Annotated in this window: 1 protein-coding gene; it reads right to left on the bottom strand. The window is 23.2% G+C overall.

Translation table 11 applies throughout. From position 1 onward, the window contains the following. Positions 1-241, bottom strand: a 241-nt coding sequence (locus HMPREF2644_RS00090; protein ID WP_257284976.1) for an alpha-2,3-sialyltransferase, incomplete at both ends; no start/stop codon positions are given.

Here is a 241-nt window from a genome sequence, read left to right as displayed (position 1 = left end):
ATATTCATTATTTTTAATTAATTGCATAAACGTATAGTATTGTTCAAAAATTACAGAACAATTAAAAAATACCTTTTTTATTTTCTTGCCAAGAAAATAATGATCTTCAAAATAAAATTGATTGCAACGGAAAACATCATAATCTTTAGGTAATAAACTATAGTCAATTGATTTTAAACTTGTTCCATTACCTGCAATAATGACAGACTTTGATTGATTGATTGATTGATTGATTGATTGA

The sequence above is a fragment of the Haemophilus sp. HMSC071C11 genome (genome assembly GCF_001837655.1).
GTDB classification, from domain to species: domain Bacteria; phylum Pseudomonadota; class Gammaproteobacteria; order Enterobacterales; family Pasteurellaceae; genus Haemophilus; species Haemophilus influenzae.
This window is presented reverse-complemented; position numbering and strand designations above follow the sequence as displayed.